18 protein-coding genes are annotated in these 19422 nt (G+C 51.8%); 10 read left to right on the plus strand and 8 right to left on the minus strand.

Features of this window, described 5'->3' with window-relative positions; genetic code table 11:
* Position 1: 1 nt before the first annotated feature.
* The 4 genes from A7983_RS00545 to A7983_RS00560 are packed head-to-tail and all read right to left on the minus strand — an operon-like array spanning position 2 to position 4670.
* On the minus strand, positions 2–910 hold the full coding sequence (locus tag A7983_RS00545; RefSeq protein WP_235778009.1) for an ABC transporter permease: 909 nt from the start codon (positions 908–910) through the stop codon (positions 2–4).
* A complete protein-coding gene (locus tag A7983_RS00550) occupies positions 867–1823 on the minus strand; it encodes an ABC transporter permease (protein ID WP_005969740.1) in 957 nt (318 codons plus the stop codon). Before A7983_RS00550 ends, A7983_RS00545 begins: the two co-directional genes overlap by 44 nt.
* Positions 1824–1835: 12 nt before the next feature.
* Positions 1836–3401 carry an ABC transporter substrate-binding protein gene (locus tag A7983_RS00555; RefSeq protein WP_005969742.1) on the minus strand — a complete coding sequence of 522 codons (1566 nt, stop codon included), beginning with the start codon at positions 3399–3401 and terminating at the stop codon, positions 1836–1838.
* A 51-nt stretch (positions 3402–3452) separates the two neighbouring features.
* The gene (locus A7983_RS00560) at positions 3453–4670 is read right to left on the minus strand and encodes a M20 family metallopeptidase (protein WP_005969744.1); all 1218 of its coding nucleotides are present in this window, start codon (positions 4668–4670) and stop codon (positions 3453–3455) included.
* A 432-nt stretch (positions 4671–5102) separates the two neighbouring features.
* Here A7983_RS00560 and A7983_RS00565 point away from each other — a divergent pair, with 432 nt between their 5' ends.
* Together A7983_RS00565 and A7983_RS00570 are read left to right on the plus strand one after the other, a co-directional pair.
* On the plus strand, positions 5103–6284 hold the full coding sequence (locus A7983_RS00565) for a mandelate racemase/muconate lactonizing enzyme family protein (RefSeq protein WP_005969746.1): 1182 nt from the start codon (positions 5103–5105) through the stop codon (positions 6282–6284).
* A 362-nt stretch (positions 6285–6646) separates the two neighbouring features.
* Complete coding sequence (locus A7983_RS00570) at positions 6647–7480, plus strand: transporter substrate-binding domain-containing protein (RefSeq protein WP_005969748.1); 834 nt, start codon at positions 6647–6649, stop codon at positions 7478–7480.
* A gap of 35 nt (positions 7481–7515) precedes the next feature.
* On the opposite strand, the gene A7983_RS00575 is transcribed toward A7983_RS00570, so the two are convergent.
* Positions 7516–8928 carry an MmgE/PrpD family protein gene (locus A7983_RS00575; protein ID WP_005969750.1) on the minus strand — a complete coding sequence of 471 codons (1413 nt, stop codon included), beginning with the start codon at positions 8926–8928 and terminating at the stop codon, positions 7516–7518.
* Positions 8929–9203: 275 nt separating this feature from the next.
* Here A7983_RS00575 and A7983_RS00580 point away from each other — a divergent pair, with 275 nt between their 5' ends.
* The 6 genes from A7983_RS00580 (at position 9204) to A7983_RS00605 (ending at position 14907) form a co-directional block, all read left to right on the plus strand.
* The gene (locus tag A7983_RS00580; RefSeq protein ID WP_005969752.1) at positions 9204–9881 is read left to right on the plus strand and encodes an amino acid ABC transporter permease; all 678 of its coding nucleotides are present in this window, start codon (positions 9204–9206) and stop codon (positions 9879–9881) included.
* Between the two features lie 8 nt (positions 9882–9889).
* Complete coding sequence (locus A7983_RS00585; RefSeq protein WP_005969754.1) at positions 9890–10555, plus strand: amino acid ABC transporter permease; 666 nt, start codon at positions 9890–9892, stop codon at positions 10553–10555.
* Positions 10556–10578: 23 nt separating this feature from the next.
* A complete protein-coding gene (locus tag A7983_RS00590; protein ID WP_005969756.1) occupies positions 10579–11391 on the plus strand; it encodes an amino acid ABC transporter ATP-binding protein in 813 nt (270 codons plus the stop codon).
* Positions 11392–11418: 27 nt separating this feature from the next.
* Positions 11419–12336, plus strand: coding sequence for an aminotransferase class IV (locus tag A7983_RS00595; RefSeq protein ID WP_005969758.1), 918 nt, complete (start codon positions 11419–11421; stop codon positions 12334–12336).
* Between the two features lie 164 nt (positions 12337–12500).
* Entirely contained in the window at positions 12501–14555 is a 2055-nt protein-coding gene (locus A7983_RS00600; protein WP_005969759.1) for a toxin-antitoxin system YwqK family antitoxin, read from the plus strand.
* Positions 14556–14574: 19 nt separating this feature from the next.
* Complete coding sequence (locus tag A7983_RS00605) at positions 14575–14907, plus strand: EmrE family multidrug efflux SMR transporter (RefSeq protein WP_005969762.1); 333 nt, start codon at positions 14575–14577, stop codon at positions 14905–14907.
* Between the two features lie 262 nt (positions 14908–15169).
* Here A7983_RS00605 and A7983_RS00610 read toward each other — a convergent pair whose 3' ends face one another.
* Positions 15170–15802, minus strand: coding sequence for a TetR/AcrR family transcriptional regulator (locus tag A7983_RS00610; RefSeq protein ID WP_005969764.1), 633 nt, complete (start codon positions 15800–15802; stop codon positions 15170–15172).
* Between the two features lie 87 nt (positions 15803–15889).
* Between A7983_RS00610 and A7983_RS00615 the strand changes: the two genes are divergently transcribed.
* Positions 15890–16543: an HXXEE domain-containing protein gene (locus A7983_RS00615; protein WP_005969765.1), complete on the plus strand. Its 654-nt coding sequence runs from the start codon at positions 15890–15892 to the stop codon at positions 16541–16543.
* Positions 16544–16782: 239 nt separating this feature from the next.
* On the opposite strand, the gene A7983_RS00620 is transcribed toward A7983_RS00615, so the two are convergent.
* Together A7983_RS00620 and A7983_RS00625 are read right to left on the minus strand one after the other, a co-directional pair.
* The gene (locus A7983_RS00620; protein ID WP_005969767.1) at positions 16783–17448 is read right to left on the minus strand and encodes an HXXEE domain-containing protein; all 666 of its coding nucleotides are present in this window, start codon (positions 17446–17448) and stop codon (positions 16783–16785) included.
* A 107-nt stretch (positions 17449–17555) separates the two neighbouring features.
* Positions 17556–18317, minus strand: a complete 762-nt coding sequence (locus A7983_RS00625; protein ID WP_005969768.1) for an SDR family oxidoreductase — start codon at positions 18315–18317, stop codon at positions 17556–17558.
* A 137-nt stretch (positions 18318–18454) separates the two neighbouring features.
* Between A7983_RS00625 and A7983_RS00630 the strand changes: the two genes are divergently transcribed.
* Positions 18455–19138, plus strand: coding sequence for a TetR/AcrR family transcriptional regulator (locus A7983_RS00630; protein ID WP_005969769.1), 684 nt, complete (start codon positions 18455–18457; stop codon positions 19136–19138).
* Positions 19139–19422: the final 284 nt, after the last annotated feature.

Consider the following 19422-nt stretch of genomic DNA (forward strand, 5'->3'; position numbering starts at 1 on the left):
TTCACTTTGGGGTCATTGCTGCTTTCAGCAGACGGGAAACCCGACGTGAAAGCGGTTTAAGCGTGGGGTCAGAGATATCGCGCAGGCCGTCTCCAATCATATTCAGCGACAGAATCAAAAGCACAATGGCAATACCGGGAAAAAAGGTCATCCACCAGGAGGTAAAAATCACTTTTTTCCCCTCTAACAATAAATTACCCAGGCTGGGCGTTGGTGCAGGGATCCCCGAACCTAAAAAGCTCAGCGCCGCCTCCGTGAGGATCGCAACCGAGAAGATCCACGACACTTGAACGATCAGTGGCGATACCACGTTGGGCAGAATGTGCAACCAGATAATCCGGCGACTCGTTGCCCCCTGAGCACGCAGCGCCTCGATGTAATTTTTTTCCTTGATCACCAGCGCCGCCGCCCGCATCACCCGTGCTACCGACGGCACATACACCAGCGATAGCGCCAGTACGACATTGGCGGGGTTGGGGCCAAGAATACCGACGATGGAAATCGCCAGCAGCAGAGAAGGAAAAGCAAACAGCCCGTCACAAACCCGCATAATGATCGCATCGAGCAGACGATACCAGGTGCACAACAGCCCAATCAGCGTACCAATCGCCCCTGAAATCAGCGCCACGGCTCCTCCAACGGACAGCGAGATTTGTACCGCAATCGCCACTCGCACGAACACATCGCGGCCAAAATTATCGGTGCCAAACCAGTGCTGAAGCGAAGGTGAGGACAGACGAGCCAGAGGATTCAGCGCGTAGGGATCGTAAGGGCTAAGAAACGCGCCCCCTATCGCGACAACCAGAATAAGCAGCAGGATAGCGACACCCGTGGTCAGGAGTGAATTGGAGAACAGCGATTTCATGTCACTCTTTCTCCCCTGATAGCGAGATACGCGGGTCAACGGCATGCCCCAGAATATCCACCGCCAGGTTAATCAGAACATAGCTGATGGTAATCAGCAGTACCGCGCCCTGAATCACAGAGAAATCTCGCCGCTCGATGGAATCCACCACCAGCGAGCCCACGCCGGGAATGCCGAACACGCTTTCAATCACAATCGTTCCCGTCACAAGTGAACCGAAGGATTCACCGCAGATGGTTAAAATAGGCAGGAGCGCATTTTTCAAGCCGTGGCGCAGTAAAACCCGGTATTCCGACACACCTTTGGCACGCGCCGTTTTAATGTAGTTTTCGCTCAACACGTCGAGCATCACTGCACGCGTCATGCGGGCAATCAGGGCGGCAATGCGCAACCCTAACGCCAGCGCCGGGAGCGTCATATACCACAGATTTACCAGCACATCGCCGCGCGTCGAGCTGTACCCCACAACCGGAAACCAGCGCAACTGCACGGCAAAAAAGAAAATCAGAAACAGCCCGAGTAAAAAACCGGGAATCGACATCCCCACCGCCGCCAGCCCCATAATCAGGCGATCCAACAGCCGTCCCTGTTGCGACGCGCTAAGCACGCCGGCAGCCAAACCCAGCAGCAGCGCCAACCCTTGCGCATAGAGCGCCAGTGCCAGCGTGGGTTGCAGATGCTGCAAAAAAAGCGACATCACGCTGGCGTTCATGAATAGCGAATGGCCGAGATCGCCACGCAACACCGCACCAAACCACACGACAAACTGTGCCAGCAGGGGCTTATTCAGCCCCATTTGCTGACGCAGCGCGGCGACATCCCCCGGACTGGCATCATTACCCAGTATCACCAGCACCGGATCGCCCGGAGCCAGATGAACCAGACAAAACACCACAATGGAGACCACCAGCAGTACCGGTATCAGTGCCAGCAGTCGATGGAAAATAAACCATCCCATTCACTTCTCCGCTTACGGTTTTGTGATGCTGACGTTCCACAGGACGGGACCGATTAAATCCCGGTAGCCGTGAACATGGTGCTTGATCGCGACCGCATCGGGTGTGGTGCGCCCCAGCACAATCACCGGCAGATAGGTCCAGGTTTGAACGTGGAGTTTGTCCACCAATCCTCTTGCCGCCTGTAGCGACGGCGCCTGCTTGATATCATCCAGCAACGCATCGATTTCCGGGCTATTGCTCAAGCCGGGGAATTTGGCACGGGAATCAAGGAAAGGATACTGATGCAGCACCTGACGCATGGAAAACTCCAACGCGCACAGATCGAAGTTTTTAGGATCCTGACGCCGCTGTAACACCGTGGCCCAATCATAGACATCAAGACGAGATTTCACGCCAATCTGTTTGAGAACCTGCTGTGCGACAATCGCCAGATTGTACAATTCGGCGTACTCCTTGGTGGCGATGATCACCACTTCTTCGCCGTTATAGCCAGATTCTTTCACCAGCTTTCTGGCCTCGTCCAGCTTATGCTGATTCCAGTAAGGCTTACCGGCTTCACTGTGCCAATCTACCTGCTCAGGAAAACCTAACGACGAATCTTCCCTGAAAAAGCGTGGATCGCTGTAACCCGCCAACAGCACCTGATGGACGTCGAGCGCCAGATTGAACGCCTGACGCAGTTTCACATCGGCAAACGGCCCACGATTCTTGTTGAACAGGTAGGTGATGAGCGATCCCCCCGCTTCGGGGCGGTACAGCTTCACATCACGGGCACTATTGAGCGCGTCAATGTTGTCTTTCGGCAAATCAAAAACGACGTCATATTCACCGGTCAATGCCCCCGCCAGCCGGGTGGACTCATCCGTGATATAGCGAAACCAGATGTCTTTCACCTCTGCCTTCTTCTGACCCGACAGACCGTTCGCCGGTTCGCTACGTGAGACGTAGCCGTCATAACGCGCCAGGTGCAGATAATCTCCCTGTTTGAACTCCGCCAGCTTGTAAGGGCCGGTACCAATCAGTTCACTCACCGGTTTCTTGCTGGTATTGGCTTCATCAATGAGGCGCTTGGGCATAATGGAAGGCAGATTTTTCAAGTCGGCCAGTACATTCAGCGTAATCAGAGACGGCGTCTGTACCGTCAGTTGAACGGTACGCTCGTCAATCCGGCTAAACTGCGCCCCCGGCAGGTTGGCCTTCCCTTGCGTGGAAACGGCCAGCCAGCGGTTCATCGATGCCACCACATCGTCTGCCGTTAGCGGCTGACCATCATGAAAGCGGATGCCGTCGCGCAGTACAAACGTGTAGACCTTACGGTCATCACTCAGCGAATAGCGTTCAACCAGTTCCGGCACCGGTTCAAACCGATCGTTAATCGTAAAAAGCTGTTCAAATATGTGGCGCACCACGTCCGTGGTCGCACTATTGGTTGTCAGGTAAGGATCGAGCGTACCCGGTCGTTTGCCATACGCGATATTCAGCGTTGCATCGCGATTGACGGTCTCCGCCAGCGCGATCCCCCAGGGTAAACTGGCCGCCAGCAAGAGTGCCGCGGCAGGAAAGTTAAACCATTTCATTGATGGGAAACTCCACTATTTTTATGATATTCAGCCAGTTCAAACGCAACATCAGGCGGCGGCAGTAACCGAGCGACGACCCGCAAACTCATCTTTGGCATCCTGTAACGCGCGAGCATCCGTCAACAGTCGCAGGCCGGTTCGAGCCAGTACCTGCGCGCCCGTCAGCAGCGCGGCGTAACCGAGTGGAGAATTTGCCGCTTCACGGAATGGCACGGTGTGGCCGATCAGATCGTCAGGACCGATTTTAATGGTGGGGTGTGCCGTCGGCACCGCGTGGCTGATATCTCCGGCGTCCGTCGAACCGATGCCCTCTTTCGCGTTTTGATCGACAACTTCTCCTGCGGCGGTGAACTCCTCAAGCAGGATCGCATTCAGCGCGTGGTTGATCAGGAAATCGCGCGGGCCTACCTGATGTTCGATCTTTACTGTCGTCCCCGTCGCCAACGCGACGCCATCCGCAATCGCGCGAATACGCGGTTCCAACGCCAGCACCTCTTCACGCGTTTTGGCACGGATGTAATAGTGGGCGGAAGCGTATTCCGGAATCACATTCGGTGCCTGTCCGCCGTTGGTGATAATGCCGTGAACCCGAACACCGTCCGGCAGTTGCTGGCGCAGCACGCTGATCCCGTTGTAAAGCAGCACGAGCGCATCCAGCGCATTTACGCCTTTATGTGGTGAACTTCCGGCGTGGGAGGGTTTACCGTAAAAATGAAAATAGAGGTGATTATTCGCCAGTGACGGCCCGGTGAGCCGCGTTTTTCCTGACGGATGCACCATCAGTGCGACATCGACCTTATCAAGGAAGCCGTGTTCGACAAAACGCGCCTTCACGTTGCCATTAATTCCGCCTTTACCACGCAGGCCACCTTCTTCGGCTGGCGTTCCCAGCACCACCACCTTGCCGCCGGTCTGATCAATAACCTCTGCCAGCGCAATCGCCGCCGCCAGACTGGTTACTCCGATAATGTTGTGACCGCAGGCGTGGCCGATATCAATCAACGCGTCGTATTCAGCGAGGTAGGCAATGGTCGGCCCCGGTTTGCCGCTGTCCTTTTCGGCATAAAAAGCCGTTTCATGTCCGGCAACATTCAGCGTTACCGTAAAGTGATGCTTCTTTAATAAATCCGTTAATAGCCCGCTGGCGTAATATTCATTATTGCCCGTTTCAGGATGCGCATGAATATCCTGGGAAATCGCAATATATTCTTCGCGATGCTGTTCAATACTACTACTGATACGCTGCTGTAATGCGAGGGTTCCCATTTTGCTCACCTTTCTATTCGTTATAGATATATGTGTTATGGATATATCACGCAATAACTCTGCCTTTATTCCACATGTTTTAGGGATAAAAACGCCCGCCCGCCGATAGCGGCAGGAAATAACAATCAATGCAGTGTTGTTTACGATGAATACCCGCGACGCCGAACGATTATCAAACGACGCCAGAAATAATAAGGGGACTTCTAATTACTTATTTCACCATCACTATAACGGCAACCCGCCATTTCTTTTATAGAGATTCAGGATAAGGATATCTGATAAACGGTATTGCACGCGTTATCCGTACCGATCTCGCTCAGCCAGGCGTGCCATTCGGCACCGAGTGCGTCCGCGGCTGACACCAGCGTTGACAACTCGTACACCTCTGTGAGTAGATTTAATGCTAAGCAGGCTAACTTAAGGAAAGTGTTGATGAAAATTACCGATGTGCGCGTAATTTTAGCGAACCGCTATATGTTTGTTGAGGTCACCACCGACGAGGGGCTGACGGGCATCGGCGAATCCGGTGCCTGGGGCTTTCTCGATGCGTCAAAAGGCGCGGTGGAGGCATTACGCACTTACCTGATCGGGCAAGACCCGCTGCGTATTGAGCACCACTGGCAGTATATGTACCGCTGCTGGCATTTTCGTGGTGCCGCCATCATGGGTGCCATCAGCGCTATCGATATCGCCCTGTGGGATATCGCGGGCAAGTATTACGATACGCCGGTTTATAACCTGCTGGGCGGGCGCTGCCGTGACAAGGCGCGCGTTTATGCGCATGCGGGAGGACGCACCACCGAAGAAACCATCGCCAATCTGAAAAAAGCCAAAGCTGACGGTTTTACCGCGATTGGCCATCTGACGCCTTTTCTGGATGAATCTCGCGATACGCCCTATTTCACCACCCACGCCAAAGAGATCGGCGAAGCCATTGAGCGCATCGGCCTCTATCGGGAAGCGGTCGGTAACGATGTCGACCTGTGTATCGAAATCCACCGCCGTCTAAAACCTGCCGATGCCGTGGTATTCGCGCGCGGCATTGAGCCGTTTTATCCCTATTTTATTGAAGACCCCATCGGCGCGGATAACTTCGATTCAATGGCGGAAGTGGCCGACAAAATCAATATTCCTATCGCCACCGGTGAACGCCTGAATAATCCGCAGGAATTCGCGATGCTAATTCGTCGTAATGCCGTCGCCTATGTGCGTCCTGACGTCTGCATGTGCGGCGGGATTACCGGCGCGAAAAAAGTAGCAGCCTTGGCAGAGGCCAATGATTTGATGGTCGTGCCGCATAACCCGCTTAGCCCCGTCTCTACCGCAGCCTGTTTACAGATCGCCGTCAGCATCCCGAATTTTGCGCTGCTGGAGTATCCGGGGGATGATCAACCCGCACTGTCGGAAAAATTTGGGGCGACGGGCGTAGAGAACGGCGTGCGGAAAAAAGACGTCGTGAAGAACACGTTCAAATGCGTAGATGGATTTATGGAGATCCCAACGCAGTCCGGCATCGGTATTGAGTTGGCAGACGATCTGGAGAACCGCTTCCCCTACCGCCGTCGCGGCCTGAAAACCCGACTGCACGTCGACGGTTCCGTTGTCGATCAATAAAGCACATCAACAGGTCGTGACGCGTCAATAATAGTGCCACGACCTGTTAAATCAGCATCGTTCGTCAATTACCCATAATGAGAAAGCATAGCGAAATTATTGCTATGCCCTTTCGCAGGTAAAAAACTGGGAAATAATGGCATTGCTGATCCGCTCAATGATGAGACAAACACAGCCACCCCAGACACCACGCCCGACCGCGAAGCAGACCGCTGCCCAACGCGCTTTTTCTCCCGGCTAATACTTATATTTATCTGGAATGAGATAAGGCAAAAAAGACTAATTTCGCCATAAGCATTTCGCTACTCTGCATGAGCGAAACATATCGCCTCGATTAAAGCTCAATCATCAGGGTAACTATTATGAAACGTTCTCTTCACCAGGTATTCATGGCGATGACGCTGGTTAGCGCCTCCTTTTTCAGTCAGGCTGCGGAAACACAGCCATCAACGTGGCAACACATCAAACAGACCGGTGAATTACGCATCGGCGTGGCACAGGGCGAGCCGTGGTATTTTAAAAATCCGTCGACCGGAGAATGGGACGGCATCGGCTATAACATTGGCAAGGAGTTAGCCAACGATCTTGGCGTGAAGCTGGTGACGGTAGAAACCACCTGGGGTAACGCGATTGCCGCCTTACAAACGGGTCAGATCGATACCATGCTGGTACTCGACCCGACGGAAGAGCGGAAGAAAGCGGTCGATTTTCCTGAACAGCCTTTCTTTTGGTATGCACAAGGGGTGTTGATTCGTGACGGTATTGCCGTCACCAACTGGGACGACCTCAATCGGGAGGATGTTAAGATCGGCGTCACGCTGGGTTCCAGTCCAGACCTGATTCTGACCAAACGCCTGCCAAAAGCACAGTTGGTGCGCTTCCCGAATATGGATGAGGGCGTAGCCGCATTCTATGCTGGCCGTGTCGATGCACTGTCGTATTTCCATCCGGCTCTGGCGCTGCAACAGGCTAAAGTCGGCAAAGGTAATTTGATTCTGCCGAAGCCGATTATTGAGGTCAGCACCAGCGGAGCAATCCGTAAAGAAGCCGACCAGACCTTCCACAACTTCCTGAATGACGAGTTTGCCAAGCTGTATAAGTCCGGCAAGACGCAGCACTACTATGAACAGGCGCTCAAACTGCGCGGCGTGGACGTCAGCAAAGTGCCATCGGTCGTTAAAGAAGACTGGAAATAGATCAGAATCGGATAGCAGAACAGTCCTGAACGGATTCAGGACATCTTCTGCATCAGCGGCGTAACCAGTGCGGCCACATCCTTACATTGCTCAAGCTCAGAGAGCGCCGCCATTGCCTGCACACTATCAGCAGGGGCAAAGCGTGACGATAGATTCTCCGCAAATTTCTCCATGATGCCGCTTTCCTCTAACGGGTGCTCCATACACCCCAGCGGAAAAGCAATGCGCTCACCCACCACAGTTTTCCCCCGTATGATGACCTCAACCTGCAACACCGGACGGCGCGCCTGCGCCATAAGCTGGTCAAGTTCGGGGGACACCTCAACATGAACCTTCTCGGCTAGCACCAGAAGCGCCGGATTGGTTAACGTATCGTCCGCGCTCCAGCGATGGCGCGGAATACGGTAGGCAAGACAGGCCAGCGCAAACGGCAGACTGAACTGCGCATCCGTTTCATTTTGCGGCCGTGTATCCATAAAGTCAGCGGCCAACCTCTGGCTGCCTTTGACCCGAATAACATCGATGTGCTGCGGCGCGAGTGCCCGTTCGTGCTGTACGCGTTCGAAGGATTCCAGTGCAGTATGTATCCAGCGGCAGGCCGGATACGCTTTGAAACTGGCGTGCTGGATCGCCCACTGCTCTCCCAACCCGGCCAGCAAGATCGTCTCATCAAAACGATCTGACCCCATCATGCGCCAGAATCCCTGTTCGCCTGACAGCACATCTCTTGGACCAATAATCCCGCCGTGGTGCAACTCAACGCCACGGACGCCCGCTTCTGCGGCTGGCGCGTTGTAATCCTTAAAGGAAACCAGCGGTCGCTGCCGCCAGTTGTATTTGTGCAAGCTGGGCAACGGCGTCAACGACGCCGCCAACCCAATCGCGTTCTCTAATCCTTCGGCATCACACCCCGTCAGCAATCCGTAGGCCACCGCTGCACCTACCGACTCATGCTGGCACACGCCATAAACCTGCTGAAAACGCGTCGGACTCGGTTGCTGAGATTGAATGATCCGACCATTGATTTCATACGCAGCAGCCAGCGCACAGATCAGCGTTTCGCCATCGATCGGACGAGACCCTAGCGCCGCCAGCACAGCGGCAACCAGCGAGGCACCGGGGTGCCCCATGCCGCGTCCAGCAACTTCATAGCCGTCATCGTAATCCAGCGCATTGATCGCCGCCGCATTCAAAAACGCCGCGCCAATAGCCGCCAACGGCGCTCCACCATCCAATATTGGACTGTTACCCGCAGCATAATGCAGGCGGGTGACACGCGCACAATCCTGCACCACCTGACTCTTTGCACCGGCAATGCCGCAGCCCAGGCTGTCGATAAAATGCAGCGCAATTTTTCTTCTCAATGCAGCAGGAATGTCCTGAATCGTCAATCGATGGGCAAAGGTCGCCAGACGCAACGTCAGAGGTAATGCAGCAGAGTGAGGCATCGGCGTACCGCCATTCTTTTATAAATAAAAGGAATATTAACACCACGTTTTATTATTTATTTATCATTTTTTCGACCTGCTAAGATGCATCAGTTCTAACAAAATAAGAAACCTATTTCCTAATATACCCTAAATAATTCGAGTTTCAGGCAGGCGGCAAGCGAGGGAGTCCCGATGAGCTTACTCAGGTAAGTGATTCGGGTGAGTAAGCGTAGCCAACGCACATGCAACTTGAAGTATGACGGGTATACGCCATTTCCAGGGGTTCTGTATCTATGTCATATCAGTGGGATTTTTCCGCCATCTGGCCTTACCACCAACTGCTGTTGGAGGGGCTATGGGGAACGATAAAGATCGGTGCTACCAGCATCTTGATCGGAATGTTGGCAGGCATGGTGCTCGCCGCGATGAAAATGTCGCCTCGGTTGTTATTGCGCCTGCCCGCCGTGATGTTGATTGGCTTCTATCGTAATACGCCCGCGATTGTGCATTTTTTCTGGATTTACTACGCCCTGCCCGTTATTACGCCCTTAACATTTTCGCCTTTCACCGCCGCCGTCATCGCGCTGTCGGCACAGTCCGGCGCCTTCTATGCTGAGGTCTATCGGGGAGCGATTTCCTCGATTCACCCAGGACAGTGGGAAGGGGCAAAATCGCTCGGCATGCCACAATCGACGGCATTGCGCCGGGTCATTCTCCCGCAGGCGTTGCGCAGGATGATCCCACCTTTTATCGAACGTTCGTTTGAACTCATCAAATCCACCTCGCTGGCTTCCTCACTGGCCTATAGCGAACTGCTTTATCAGGCGATGCAGCTCAACAGCCAAACCTACCGACCGCTTGAGGTCTACAGTCTGGTGGCCGTGATGTATTTCACCCTGCTGCTGCTGATTAGCCTGTTTAGTCAACATATTGAGAAACGGCTGTCGCTGGCAGACCGTCGGCTCGCGTAAGGAACATCATGCACTATCAATGGGATTTCTCACTGGTCTGGGACAACATTCCCGTATTACTGAAAGGCCTTAGCGTCACGCTCGAACTGTGGCTGATAGCCGGCGTGCTGGGAACCGTGCTGGGGTTGGCTTTGGGTATTTTTCGCGTATTTGGAAAACGCTGGCTGTCATTATCCGCCAGAATGTTCGTCGAAATATTCCGTAATACGCCCGTCCTGATTCAACTAATCTGGTTTTATTACGCCTTCCCGGTTTTGGTCGGTGTGCAGTTTAGTACCTTTGCCGCCGCAGCGCTGGCTCTGACGCTGTATAGCGCCGCGTACTGCACCGAAATTTTCCGCGCCGGACTGCAATCCATCGACCACGGACAGTGGGAAGGCGCAAAAGCGTTGGGCATGCGACACACGGTGATTCTGCGGCGCGTGGTTCTGCCACAGGTATTACGCAACATGCTGCCCGCCTTAACTAACCGAATGATCGAGCTGGCTAAGGTCACCTCACTGGCTTCCATACTGGCCGTCAACGAACTGATGTACCAAGGGCGGTTGCTAAGCAGCACCTATTATCGTCCGTTGGAAATCCTGACGGTGGTGGCACTGCTCTATTTCGTTTTGATCTGGCCGGGGAGCTACCTCGCCGCACGACTTGAACGTCGTTTCCGTTCAACCCCCTAGCCTGACAGCGATACAGGATTGCTATGCGTGAAGACAGTGTTTTAAGTGAAGAATGTGTTTTAAGTGAAGATATCGTCCTGCGCATTCGCGGACTCCAGAAGCGCTTCGGTGCCGTTGAGGTATTGAAAGGTATCGATCTGGATGTTCGACGCGGCGAAAAAATTGCCATTATCGGCGGCAGCGGTTCGGGAAAAAGCACCCTGCTGCGTTGCCTGAATTTCATGGAGATCCCCAGTGCAGGCACCATTGAACTGGATGGCGTAGCGCTGGGAAAAACCAATGCACAAGGTCAGCGTGACTACCCAGAGAAACAGCTTTGCGCCGTGCGAGAACGTGTAGGAATGGTGTTTCAGCAGTTCAATCTGTTTCCCCATCTCACCGTGCTGGAAAACGTGCGAGAAGCACTCGTGTCAGTGAAAAAAATGCCGAGACATGAAGCAGATATCATCGCCAAAGCCCAGTTGGAAAAGGTCGGACTAAGCAATAAGCAAGACGCTCGCCCCAGCAACCTGTCCGGCGGGCAACAACAGCGGGTGGCGATAGCTCGTGCGCTGGCGATGTCGCCAGAGATCATGCTGTTCGATGAACCGACGTCATCACTGGATCCCGAACTGGTGGGCGAAGTGCTGCACACCATCCGCGCGTTAGCGGACGAAGGTCGCACCCTTCTGTTGGTCACCCATGAACTGGGGTTTGCCTATCACTTCGCCGATCGCGTCGTGTTTATCGAAAATGGCGTGATCCATGAAATGGGCAGCGCCGAGCAGGTGCTCAAAAATCCGCAGCAGCCGCGTACACAGGCTTTTCTTGCCCGCTTTGCCGAGCGAGCCTTTTAATTATCATTCACATCCAGGAACAGCACAATGCAACCGACGTTATCCAGCCAAAGCAGTCAGGCCTATTTGCAAGATCCGCGCAACAACGACGTACAAGTGTATGTGAATGGAGAATTTGTTCATCGCGACAACGCGGTGGTGTCGATCTTTGATTCCGGCTATGTGTGCGGTGACGGCGTATGGGAAGGATTGCGTCTGGTTAACGGCCACCTGATTGCGCTGGATGCCCATCTGGATCGCCTGTTCGAGGGTGCCGCCGCGATCCAACTAGATATCGGCCATAGCAGAGAAGCGCTGACCGCTATCCTCTATAACACGCTCGCCGTTAACGGGATGACCGATGGCGCACATATTCGTCTGATGATTACCCGTGGGAAAAAGCATACTCCGAATCAGGATCCTCGCTTCATTATCGGCGGTGCAACCATCGTGTGCGTGGCGGAATACAAGGTCGTCGATACGGCGGCGAAAAAGCGCGGGCTGACGTTGTTTACGTCCACTTACCGCACCAGCACACCGGACGTCTTCGATCTGCGACTCAATTCGCACAGCCGACTTAATCTCATTCAGGCGCTGCTACAGGCATTGCAAGCGGGAGCCGATGAGGCACTGATGCTGGACCCGCACGGTTTTGTCGCCAGTTGCAACTCCACCAACTTTTTTATCGTTCGCCGCGGTGAGCTGTGGACGTCATCGGGGCGTTACTGTTTTAACGGCATTACCCGCCAGACCCTTATCGATCTCGCTCACGCCAACGGACTCACTGTCAAAACTCAGGATTTTACGCTGGCAGAAGCGCTCACCGCCGATGAAGCCTTTGTCACTGGCACGCTGGCGGGAATTACACCAGTAAAAGCATTGGATGGCCGCCCCTTTAGCGCCGAACATCGCCCGGTAACTGAACAACTCAGCCGCTGGTATGAGGCATATCTACACGCGCAGTGATCAAAACTCACCATCGTGATAACAAGGGCGATGCAGGTAAACCCGAAATACGCCCTGAATCATCGTTGATAAACAACCCACACAGAATAGATTCAACGAAATATTAACCGTTAGAAACATTTCATGTAACCTAAGCGCTCTTTTTCAAAGGAGCAGGTCAGGGAATGAACGTCGTAAAGTTACTGTTTGGCATCCTACTATTGAATATGGCTATAGGGACCAGCACGGCTATCGCAGCACCAGACGACACTCCTCCCCCTTTTTACGCAGGTAAAACGTTGGCGCATCCGATCATTTCGGGCGCACGCAACAGCAGTGCCCTTCTGGTTTTCATTCAGGAAAACCAGGGGGTCAATGGCTATTACTGTTTCTGTAGCGAAGAGGATCACAGTGTCGATCACCTTCCCCACCTGCTCGGTACTTTCCCCGATTCCACCATAGAATCCGTGTTTTATGCAGACGTGGACAAGGCTGGTCAAATCACGCTGGTATTGAGTAAAAGTCACGGTAAGTTCGCCCTGCACAGTTGGCGTTATCTTGAAGACGGCAGCTATATTCCGCTGCTGAGTTTACAACCGGTTCTGGATAAGCTGGTGCGCGAGAATAAAGATCTCAATTCAACGCTGGTAAAACGCGCGCTCAGCCAGCTTCCGCCTTATGACTACAGCGCGCAGTACCCGACGTTCGATAATCACGATTTCGATAACATCGACTTTACCCAAGGTAAACTTGTCGGCTGGTATTTTGAGGATGGCATACCGTCCCATGCGGCGAAACAGCCCGCAGACAACGTCTACGCCTATAAAAAGACCTTCGCGGAAAAAGACGGTTTATTTCTCACCGCAACATTCAGCCGTGAGTCAGACAGCGCCACAGCCGGATTTCGCGTAACCGCCATCAGTTGGCAAGCTGACCCGACTAAACTCCGCGGCAGCGAGAATGGGCCTTATGTCTATTACTCGGAGCAATATGGCTTAGTTAAAGGTTTTTTCCAACATGGTATTCCTGACGGGAAATGGGTCACCATCGGTGAAGGCTTCGGCAGTTCAGGGAGCTATATAGCGGGACAACAGCAAGGCCAGTGGACCATCAGTGACGAGCAAGAAACGGCCACTGGCTTGATGAAAAACGATAAGCGTGAAGGCCGCTGGGAGATAACCGATGGTGTGAATGGCAATACACCAGAGCTAAGTGGCTTCGATACTTACCTCAATGGTCAGCGTCATGGCCCCAGCGAGCGCCGCTTGGCGGGTGTGCTGCGCACGAAAGGCGATTATATTGATGACCAGCCTGAAGGCATGTGGATCACCGAAAACGGCGAAGGCCCGTTTGTGAAAGGCGTGGCTAACGGGATGTGGAAGCTAAACACGGCTAACGGCGAGATCCAACAGGTCGAACTGATCGCTGGCGTAAAGCAGGGAGAACTGCGCTGGAGTGATAAAAAAGGCAATCTGACACAAATCATTCATTATAAAGATAATCTTCCTCACGGTGTGTATCAGAAGTTCAACGCTGCCGGAAAAATGGTTTATCAGGCTGACTATGTGATGGGAACGCTGAACGGCCGCGAAATCGAATATTACGACGATGGCACCACTTTGCGCGCCGATCGCGGCTACCGCAATGGCGAACTCGACGGCTTGTATCTCTATAATTTCCCTGACGGAAAACCAAAGTCCATATCGACCTATGACCACGGTGATGAAGTTGGGCTAATGCAGGAATTCACCGCTGCTGGTGTCAAAATTATCGAGCGTAATTACTGCCCTCTGTCGATGGGTCGTCGCGGCTACTGCGGCAAACAGCAAACCTTCAACCCTGACGGCACGCCGCTCACCGAAGCCGATTATCTGTTTAACCACCAGCAAACCAATAATACCTGGTATGCCAACGGCCAGCGTCAGGATGAAACGCGTATCGGCACCGATGACAGCTACACCCAAATCAGCTATTACCCTAACGGTCAGATGCAATGCATTAGCCGCGCTCAGGGTTTCAAACCGTTGGTGGTCGATGGTAAAGAGTACAAAGATTATCAGGGCGCGTTGCGTCAGGGCGAAAGCGCCTGTTATTACCCCGATGGCAAAGTCAAAAGCAGCGGGGTCTGGAAAGACGGCAGGCTGACCACAAAATGTGAAACACGTTTCGATGAGAACGGAAAACAGACCGCCCCCGGCCCTAACGGTTGTGTATTTCCAAAATGGGAATATGAACGCTGATCTTTATGGATAGACTGCTATGAATACTTATATTCTTCTTGGCTTGGCCATCGTTGCAGAAGTGATTGGTACAACGATGATGAAATACTCTGAAGGGTTTAGCCGCTTATGGCCCTCCGTGGGGACAATCTCCTGCTACGCCGCCGCGTTCTATCTGCTTTCGCAGACACTGGCACACATCCCTACTGGCGTGGCGTATGCCATCTGGTCAGGCGCAGGAATTGTGCTGATCAGTTTGCTGGGCTGGTTAGTCAGCGGACAGAAACTGGATCTGCCAGCCATACTGGGTATGGGGCTGATTTGCGCGGGTGTGCTGGTGATTAATATCTTTTCAAAAGTGGCGCCGCATTGAGTGAGGTTATAGGGAGGCTGGTGCTTCCCATTACGCACTGGCCGGATAAAGATAAGCCCCAACGCCTGCTCGTGGAGATGTAGTCGCCGGGGTTGATCGATAGCTCAGAAGTCTTGTTCAGCGGCACCTCAGATTTAAGATCTCGTCAGGGATTGTCTGGTTTGAGCGAGGGGTGGAAGTCAAAGAGCAACGCCGGCAAGTAATAAAAACCTGGGGGTATTTAGCCCAAATTAGTTTACTATTTGGGCTTAGTAACATTCGGCTATTGATGCAGATACAGACCGTTCAGTACCGTTTTAAGATGCTCGTGAGCTAATGTTTCACGATTAATCATTTTATGTTCCACATCAGCTACCATCTCCCCAATCATGGCAACGGTGAACATTGGCCCCAGTATTGAGAGTGCGTGAGCACGAGAATCTCCTGGCCTGACTTCCCCCCGGTTCTGCGCCTTTTCGATAACACTTTGCACCGAACCAAGGGTTGGCGATAGCACCTCATCGAACCAAATCTGCCCAATATCCGGGAATCGCTTACTTTCTCTGAGAATCATTACGGCCATTGCTGGTGCGGGACTGGTGCTGACAGAGGACACAATACTTGAAAGCAAAAGCTTTAAAAAATCGGGAAAAGCTCCCTCGTAATCATCAATAGTTTTACGCAGTTTCTGGAAATTTGATTCTGTCACCTTCTGCACCACAGCTCGGAAAAGCTTTTCTTTCGTACCGAAGTAAAGAAAAACCGTTCCTTTCGCTACACCAGCCTGTCGTGCAACAGCATCGAGCTTTGTTGCTTCATAGCCCTTGCTCAGAAAGCTTTCAATAGCAACATCAATGATTTCACCGGGTCTTGCCTCTTTACGGCGAGCTCTGACTGGTTTAGTAATTTTTTCCATTTTTACCCTTTTTACGGTGTTCGAATTGACAATAGGTTCATTATACCCATAATTAATGACCCAGAAGTCATTAATTATGGTGTCCTTATGGATTTCTATCGTCGTCATTGGTATCAGCTTGGTTTGGTGTTTAGTCTGGTCGTCCTGGTCTGGCTTGTTGCATCATGGAACGAGATTGGGTGGTTACACCGACTCTCCGCTCTGAATTTTATTGCACTTATGCTACATCAATTTGAAGAATACAGGTGGCCGGGGGGCTTCCCGGCAGTAATGAATATTGGATTATCCAATAGTGAATACCCGGACCGATACCCTCTGAATCAGCACAATACACTGGTCACTAACGTGTTTCTTGCATATCCATTCTATCTACTGCCTATTTTCTTCCCAGAGTATGCATGGATTGGTATTCCACCGATTCTATTTGGCCTGAGCCAGTTTGGTATACACGGCATCCGGGTAAATCGGGCAATGAAAACGCTATATAATCCAGGTCTTGCGGCCGTCATTCTGGGCCATATTCCCTTTGGGCTCGCCTATATATGGTACGGGCAAACGCATGGACTTATCTCTGGTTTTGATTGGATATGGGGTCTTATGTATACCGCTGCATTTGCTCTTCTATTCAGGAAATATACTTTCCAATGGTCACCGGATATAAACTCTAAATATCCATTCTCAGAGATAGAATTAAAACGTTCTGGTATCTATGACAGGTTGATTTCACGTAAAAAAATCTAGCCTTTTAGCCGTTAATTCTGAGGTCGCATTTGCGGCTTCAGAATTTTTATCATTTTTCTTGTCAATTTAGTATCTAACCTGCTCGGACTCCCCTCGGTAAGTCACGGCATATCAAGATGATGATGTCGCAGATAGCGACATCCGGCAAATCAGAAGGCCTGAATTCCTTTTCAAGTCCGTCGAATCAGTCATGGGCAAGTAGCCCATGACTGGATTTTTTACTCGCTATTGCTCGGCTGTCATCTATCAGCCTTACGTATGGAATCTGCCTTACGTTTCGCGTTGCCGTTGAAACCGTAGAGCATCGAATCAGAAAAGGCATAATTGGTGTTTCTATTCTTCAAAAGAAAAACCGGGATCAGCCAGAGAACAAAGATGGATAGAAAGCTTCCGAAGAAGCCTATGATATAATCACTCGTGTGGGCCAGATGGTTAGTGTGTACATACCAAATGTAATACAGCCCAACAGGCCAGGCGATGAAGATAACAGACGCCATTCCCGGATTGTAAATACTCTTAAGCTTGATGTTGTTGGTAAATACGTGATTAATGGTCTGCACCATTGCTTGCCCTATCTGGATTAGCCCCAGCCAGATCAAGTCAGGGAAAAAGATTGGAATGATGTAGAACGGATACGTTATGAAAACGTTGTCGATCATGACCAGGTTCGCATTCAATGGATAACGGTCAAAATCCTTCTTTTCACCGAAAGTGACATTTCCGAGTGATGGGAAGCCTCCGGGAATACCATATTCTTCGAACTGGTGTACGAGGAACCCCATGTAGCTGAGAGTCAGGATAACTTGTATGGGGCTCAGAATATCTTTTTGCAGTGCAAGGAAATAAGCGAGTCCAACAAATATGATCCCACCAAAAAAACACCAGTATTTGCGATAAAATTCCATTCCTATCCTCCTTCAAGACACTATGCCTTCTTTCGAACGTGCGTCACCGCTCACTGGTGAACGCATGCAAGCCGTTGCAACTGTTAGCTACGGCTCACAGTTCGATATCAGTGATTCAGGTTATTAAAGATCGCAAAACGTTGATTAAAATCGCCGTTTTGTTCCGCAAAGCGTGTTCCTTGAACGCGTTCAACCAATATTTCTCCATTAGGAGCATCACCCGCTGTTAGAAGCGCCATGACTTCTTCAACGAAGTCATCAAGGGGCATCGCGTGCGGATCGGCGAGCTGATGTTCACTAATCAGTTCCGTTTGAACATAGGGAGGAACGAGCTCAAGCACCTCTATAGGGTAATTCTTCAACTGGACGCGCAGCGATTGCAGCCAGGAATGCAGGAACGCTTTACTCGCACAGTAAGTCGGGAAGTTTGAGCGCGGAACAAATCCCAGCCCAGACGTCGTGGTGATAATCGTACTTTGCTGCTGCCCGGCGAGCTGCGGCAAGAAAACAGCAGTAGCGTTTATCACGCTAACAACGTTGGTATCTATAATTTCACGCGTCACAGAGAGACTGGCTTTACCGGGTACAAGCGATTGCTCACGAGAAATACCGGCATTGTTGATCAAAACATTTAGGCCCGGCTCCTCTTCGCGAAGTCGCAGGGCTAGATCCTCAATTGCATCAACGTCACGAACGTCGAGTGCAATGCCACGCATGTTTGAATGGGCCGCGGTGATTTCGTCGAGCTTGTCTTGCCGTCTCCCCAAGATAATTACACGGTTGCCACGGTCGTGAAAAGCTTCTGCCAGGCCTCGACCGATGCCGCTGGTGCCTCCAGTAATCAGAATAGTGTTACCACTCATGTTCATATTCAATATCTCCTATAGTGCTATGTGCATTGCGTAATTAAAGGTAGGCTGCTGAATATCATAACCTACAATAAGTACTGGCAGTACTTATGATATGTTTCAATGCTGTTTATAGTCAATCTATCGTGGGATCACTAATGGATGATAAGAAAGTCAGCCGCCGCTCAATCGGTGCTAAACAGAACCCCCAAGCCGCTGCCGCTATTCTTGACACGGCTGCGCAAATTTTGTTGGAGGAAGGTATAAAGGGACTTACGACCGATGCCATTGCTCGCAAAGCTCGGTCAAGCAAAGCAACCCTCTATCGCTGGTGGCCAACGCGTGGGACGCTATTGCTTGCTATTTACATGCGTATGAAAGGTGACCACAGTTACTCTGACACGGGGTCTTTAATTGGTGACGTCGTGTCAGCGCTTCAACGGCTATTCACCTTTTGGCAAGGCGATGGCAGGGTTTTTGCTCTACTTATTGCTGAAGCGCAAACCGACAAATCGCTCATACCCGCTCTCCATACCTTTCGTGAGCAGAAGGTAGAAGAGTGGTGGCCTGCGATCGAGCGCGCTCTTGCTCGCGGAGAGTTGAGAGAAGGATTAAATCCTCGTGCCTTACCTGAATCCATCATTGCCCATGCTTGGTTTCATTTAATGAGCGGTCGTCTTGATACTGACACAAATCAGTTGGCCGCAGACATTGTGCACCCATTCGTTTATCCGCACTTCTACGAGAATCAAACCCAGATCCAGGGCTGCGAATCCTCCCTCGTTGACAGCAGCAACGTCGAATCTGATGCTTCCGCTGCCTCTGGCAGCGACGCAACGTAGAGCGGTAGTGAACCAAATTCAATGTTGTCGAACGCGTGCCCTGCTCCAAGAACGATACAATAAAGAGTACACGGGCACGCTACACGCTTAGAAATAGTTCTGAAAAACAAATGTATTAGCTCAAATTTGAGCTGATACATCAGGAACACGTCATTGATGGTTCGGAAGGCAGGTATGGCAACGAAGGAACTGCGTTAGCGGCGTAATTCCCACTAAAACCAGAGTGATGAGGGTGCCAACGATTGGGCACCCTCAGTCAGACATACATCAATGTCACAAAGATA

The organism is Pectobacterium wasabiae CFBP 3304, from assembly GCF_001742185.1.
GTDB lineage: Bacteria > Pseudomonadota > Gammaproteobacteria > Enterobacterales > Enterobacteriaceae > Pectobacterium > Pectobacterium wasabiae.

Coding starts and splice junctions, on each gene's coding strand:
- A7983_RS00545 (WP_235778009.1), bottom strand. CDS start 910: ATGCCGTTGACCCGCGTATCTCGCTATCAGGGGAGAAAGAGTGACATG.
- A7983_RS00550 (WP_005969740.1), bottom strand. CDS start 1,823: ATGGGATGGTTTATTTTCCATCGACTGCTGGCACTGATACCGGTACTG.
- A7983_RS00555 (WP_005969742.1), bottom strand. CDS start 3,401: ATGAAATGGTTTAACTTTCCTGCCGCGGCACTCTTGCTGGCGGCCAGT.
- A7983_RS00560 (WP_005969744.1), bottom strand. CDS start 4,670: ATGGGAACCCTCGCATTACAGCAGCGTATCAGTAGTAGTATTGAACAG.
- A7983_RS00565 (WP_005969746.1), top strand. CDS start 5,103: ATGAAAATTACCGATGTGCGCGTAATTTTAGCGAACCGCTATATGTTT.
- A7983_RS00570 (WP_005969748.1), top strand. CDS start 6,647: ATGAAACGTTCTCTTCACCAGGTATTCATGGCGATGACGCTGGTTAGC.
- A7983_RS00575 (WP_005969750.1), bottom strand. CDS start 8,928: ATGCCTCACTCTGCTGCATTACCTCTGACGTTGCGTCTGGCGACCTTT.
- A7983_RS00580 (WP_005969752.1), top strand. CDS start 9,204: ATGTCATATCAGTGGGATTTTTCCGCCATCTGGCCTTACCACCAACTG.
- A7983_RS00585 (WP_005969754.1), top strand. CDS start 9,890: ATGCACTATCAATGGGATTTCTCACTGGTCTGGGACAACATTCCCGTA.
- A7983_RS00590 (WP_005969756.1), top strand. CDS start 10,579: ATGCGTGAAGACAGTGTTTTAAGTGAAGAATGTGTTTTAAGTGAAGAT.
- A7983_RS00595 (WP_005969758.1), top strand. CDS start 11,419: ATGCAACCGACGTTATCCAGCCAAAGCAGTCAGGCCTATTTGCAAGAT.
- A7983_RS00600 (WP_005969759.1), top strand. CDS start 12,501: ATGAACGTCGTAAAGTTACTGTTTGGCATCCTACTATTGAATATGGCT.
- A7983_RS00605 (WP_005969762.1), top strand. CDS start 14,575: ATGAATACTTATATTCTTCTTGGCTTGGCCATCGTTGCAGAAGTGATT.
- A7983_RS00610 (WP_005969764.1), bottom strand. CDS start 15,802: ATGGAAAAAATTACTAAACCAGTCAGAGCTCGCCGTAAAGAGGCAAGA.
- A7983_RS00615 (WP_005969765.1), top strand. CDS start 15,890: ATGGATTTCTATCGTCGTCATTGGTATCAGCTTGGTTTGGTGTTTAGT.
- A7983_RS00620 (WP_005969767.1), bottom strand. CDS start 17,448: ATGGAATTTTATCGCAAATACTGGTGTTTTTTTGGTGGGATCATATTT.
- A7983_RS00625 (WP_005969768.1), bottom strand. CDS start 18,317: ATGAACATGAGTGGTAACACTATTCTGATTACTGGAGGCACCAGCGGC.
- A7983_RS00630 (WP_005969769.1), top strand. CDS start 18,455: ATGGATGATAAGAAAGTCAGCCGCCGCTCAATCGGTGCTAAACAGAAC.